The following is a 4,628-nucleotide window of genomic DNA, read 5'->3' on the forward strand; positions in this document are numbered from 1 at the left end:
GGCTACGAAGTGCTCAGCCTGCGCGAGGCGCTGCACGAGGATTTCTACTTCTCGCTGCTTGAAGTCTTCCAGAAGAAGTCTGGCCGTCCGCTCGGCGATCGGGGGCTTCGTCCCGGCCAGATCGTGCCTGAGATCGCGCAGGGCTCGGTGCCCGCTGTCGCGGTCAGCGTGCGGCCATTGTCATCGCATATTACTGGCGGTCCTGTTGTCGCAGTCGATACGATGCGCGAGCCGCCCTTCTTCGCGCAGGTGATCGCTGAGCTCGATGCCATCGGCGGCCAGCCCTTCGAAGCTCTGAGCCGCGCGGGCCGGCCTGTACTGGGTCGCTTTGTCAAGGGAACGGATGCGCCCGTCATCATCAGCGGTGGCCAGCACGCCAATGAAAATACCGGCATCGTTGGGGCCATGCGCGCGGCAAAGGTGCTGGCACGGCGGCCAAACGCGCATTTCAGCGTTAGCCCAATGGAAAACCCTGACGGCTATGCGCTGCATCAAAGGCTGCGGGCCGCCAATCCACGCCACATGCATCATGCCGCGCGCTACACTGCGATGGGCGACGATCTTGAATACCGCACGCTGGAAAACACCCGCGGCGTGCTGCACGAAAAGGCCATTCGCATCGAGGCCCAGCGCCTGACCGGTGCACAGCTGCACGTCAACCTGCACGGCTATCCGAGCCATGAATGGACACGGCCTCTATCGGGCTACGTGCCACGCAACTTCGCTATGTGGACGCTGCCGAAGGGCTTCTTCCTCGTCATGCGCCATCACGCAGGGTGGGAGGCGCGCGCCGAACGCATGCTTGATCAGGTTACCGCCCATCTGGGCAAGATCCCCGGCCTTCTCGCCTACAACGACGCGCAGATCGCGCTCTACGAGATACATGCCGGCGAGACCGGCTTCCGCATCATCAACGGCTTCCCTTGCCTGTGTTCGGTCGACGACCGCCACAGCACGCCGCTGACGCTGGTGACAGAATATCCCGACGAGACCATTTATGGCGAAGACTTTATAGCCGGGCACACCGCTCAGATGGAAACCGTGCTTTCGGCCTACGAGGCCATGCAGGAGATTTCGGGCATCAGCTGACCAAGCGAAACCGTTTGACCTGCCACTGAACGTTTATCCGTATGTCATTGAATATTAACAGTAATGCGGATGGCTGAATGTGGGTTTCGGGGACGGCTAGATTGAAACGTCCGGGACCGAGTACAGTTGGCCCATGGTCCGCTGCTTGCTCTGTCTGACAGTGTTGGAATGCTGCCGCCTCTTGACCTGGTAGATGCGGCTGGGGGTCAGCACGTCACGCAAGAACGGCCCGATCGGATCAATCCAATGCGGGCCGTCTGCATTGCGCGGTGGGCGGGGTTTGGGGCAGCCGTCGCAACACTCAGACCGATGATTTACGGCATCGCGTCGGCGCTATCCACCTTCACACTACCAAATGTTACCGTAGGCATCGGTAGGTAGCAATTAGCTCATTGGATGGTAGTGCTGCCTTTCGACTGGCCGCTTGACGCCTCGCGTCGGTTTGGCGAGTTTGGCGCAAGCGGAGGCGGAAAGCGTGACCCTTACCGACCAAGATGTTGTCGAGCTTACGGCCTGGCGGCGCAAATTGCATCAGCAACCGGAAATCTCCAATGAAGAGGAGAGAACCGCAAAGGAGGTCGCCGACTTCCTCGCCAGTACAAGGCCGGACCAGATACTGACTGGGTTGGGCGGCCACGGGGTTGCGGCCATCTACGAAAGTGGCAAAGCGGGGCCGACAGTGTTGTTTCGCTCCGAGCTGGACGCGCTGCCGATCCACGAACTTTCGGGCATGCCTCATTCGTCCCTTGTGCCAGGCAAGTCTCACATGTGTGGCCACGACGGACATACCGCAATCCTCGCCGCACTTGGCCGTCAATTTGGACGCCGCCGGCCTGCTCAAGGCCGTGTCGTGCTGATGTTTCAGCCCGCGGAAGAAACAGGAAACGGCGCAGCCGGGGTCGTCGCTGATCCGCGCTTCGCCGCGGTCGCGCCGGATTTCGCCTTCTCATTGCACAATCTGCCAGGGGTACCTCTCGGCCAGGTACGGCTCAAGGCGGGGGTGGTGAACTGTGCATCACGCGGCATGCGCATCGTGTTGGGCGGGAAGACAGCGCATTCATCCATGCCCGAGACCGGCGTCTCGCCGATGATGGCCATCAGCCAACTAATGCCTGCGCTCCCAGCGCTTGGCGCCGGAACATTTGCTGACGACGAATTCAGCATGGTCACAGTTACCCATGTCGTGTTGGGCGAAGCCGTATTCGGCATCGCGCTTGGTCACGCGGAGGTCTGGGCCACTCTACGGACCCGTCGCGACGACCTTATGTCCAATTTATGTGCTGCAGCAGAGGCCCTTGTGACACAAATCTCTGATCAGCATCATTTGTCTTCGCAGTACGATTATCACGAGACATTTGTTGCAAGCGTCAACGCGCCTGAGGCGGTGGAGCACCTGCGGCGAGCTCTCGATGAAGAGGGCGTCTTCCATGGGGAAGAAAACCTGCCTATGCGCGCTTCCGAAGACTTTGGCGTGTTCGGTCATAAGGCAGCATCGGCGATGTTTTTTCTTGGGGCGGGCGAGCGCCACCCGGCGCTGCACAATCCAGATTATGACTTTCCCGACGCGCTGATCCCGATTGGGTCTCGAATATTCATGCGTACGGCGCGCAACCTCCTTGGCTAATTCTCTGGTCCTTCCCCCTTCGTTGAACTCGCCTAGGAGACAATGTCCTCGATCCGGATCGGAAAGCGATGCGCCCTTACCCCGGTCGCGTGCCAGATTGCGTTGGCGATAGCGCCTACAGTGCCGGTGATGCCAATCTCGCCGACGCCCTTGATCCCAAGGCCATTGACGTAGGGGTCATCCTCGTCGATCAGCAGCGCCTCGAGCTCGGGAATGTCGGCATGGACGGGGATGTGATAGGCAGCCAGGTCGGCATTCATCGGCCGGCCTGTTCGGCGGTCGTGGATCGCCTCTTCGTGCAGCGCGAAGGAAAGGCCCCAGATCATCCCGCCATAGAGTTGGCTGCGCGCCAATCTGGGGTTGATGATGCGCCCGGCGGCGAAGGCGCCGACAAGCCGCGTGACCCTCACCTGACCCAGATCCGGGTCGACCTTAACTTCCGCGAAGACTGCGCCGTGCGAAAACATCGCACGCGCTTCCGCATGAGCAGGATCGCGACGGCCCGTCCCGCGTCCTTCGAGGGATTTGAGGCCTGCTCGCGCGAGGATATCCGAATAACTTTCACTCCGGCTCTTGTCATTGCTGTGGTAAAGGCGCCCGCCTTGCGCCTCGACGCCAGCATTGCCGGCGCCAAACAGGGGGGAGTTGGGGTCGCTGGTAGCGATCTCGGAAAGTTTTGCAATGACATCGGCTCCGGCGCTGTAGAGCGCGCCTCCAGCTGTCGCGGTATGGGCCGAGCCGCCGGCGATCCCGCCATCGGGAAGCTCTGACGAGCCAGAGCGAAATTCGACCATATCAATGTCGAGTCCCAATCCGTCGGCAGCGATTTGCGCAAGCGCCGTCCAGGCGCCCTGGCCCATATCGGCGGCCGCGGTTTCGACGAGCGCGGTGCCGTCGCCACGCAAGGTAGCGCGCGCCTCCGCCTGGAACATCGGGGCAGGGAACAGTGCACTGCCCATCCCCCATCCGACAAGGAAACCGGCATGGTCGCGCATTTGCCGCGGTGCCAGCGGACGCCCGGCCCAGCCGAACCGTTCTGCGCCTTGCGCATAGCACTGGCGCAGGGCCTTGGCTGAAAATGGCCTGCCCGTCGCCGGGTCGGTATCGGCATAGTTGCGCAGACGGAATTCCAAGGGATCGAGCCCACAGGCCAACGCGGCCTCGTCGATCGCGCATTCGAGTGCGGCCGAGCCGGAGGCTTCGCCCGGCGCCCGCATTGGACCGGGTGTGCCGGTATCGACGCGCATTGCCGAATGCCGCGTCGAGATTGCGGGGCTGGCGTAGAGGTTGTGCGAGGCATTGGCTGCGGGTTCGATGAAATCGTCGAAGCTGCTGGTGGTCGCCACCGCGCGGTGCTCCAGGGCCGTCAGACGCCCCTGCGCGTCGATGCCGAGCCGGAGTTGCTGTTGCGTCGCCCCGCGGTGCCCGACAGGCCCGAACATCTGGTCGCGTGGCAGCACCAGTTTCACCGGCCGTCCAAGCATCCGCGCCGCGAGAATGCAGAGGATCTGCGGGCCGACCAGGATCGCCTTGGACCCGAAGCCGCCGCCCAGAAACGGGCTGCGCAGATGCACATTTTCGGCCGGAATGCCGAAGAACGCCGCAAACCCTGCCCGCGCCATCACGATGGCCTGGTTCGGTGTGTCGATGGTCAGCCGGTCGCCGTCCCACTCGGCAACGATTGCATGCGGCTCCATTGCGTTGTGATACTGGGGCGGAGTCTCGTATTCGGTGTCGATCCGATGCGCGGCTGCGGCAAGACCGGCGGCCACATCGCCGCGATCGAAGTTGGGCTCTGCTCCAATGCCTACAGCAGGCGGATCGTAGCGCTCTCCACCATCAAATCCGATCCGCGCGGGCTCCACCTCATAGGTCGGAGCAAGTAGGCGCGCGCCTTCCGTTGCGGCCTCCAGTG

General features: G+C 62.4%; 3 protein-coding genes. 2 read left to right on the top strand and 1 reads right to left on the bottom strand.

All coding sequences use genetic code 11. The features are described 5' to 3' along the window. Positions 1 to 1,089, top strand: a 1,089-nt coding sequence (locus AC1DUU_RS23730; RefSeq protein WP_476785836.1) for a M14 family metallopeptidase, incomplete at its 5' end; no start/stop codon positions are given. 475 nt (positions 1,090 to 1,564) lie between these two features. Beyond that, entirely contained in the window at positions 1,565 to 2,713 is a 1,149-nt protein-coding gene (locus tag AC1DUU_RS23735) for an amidohydrolase (RefSeq protein WP_476785837.1), read from the top strand. A gap of 32 nt (positions 2,714 to 2,745) precedes the next feature. Here the strand turns inward: AC1DUU_RS23735 and AC1DUU_RS23740 are convergent. Then, a partial coding sequence (locus AC1DUU_RS23740; protein ID WP_476785838.1) for a xanthine dehydrogenase family protein molybdopterin-binding subunit occupies positions 2,746 to 4,628 on the bottom strand: 1,883 nt, incomplete at its 5' end.

It is taken from the genome of Aminobacter sp. P4_H6_2 (assembly GCF_056400805.1).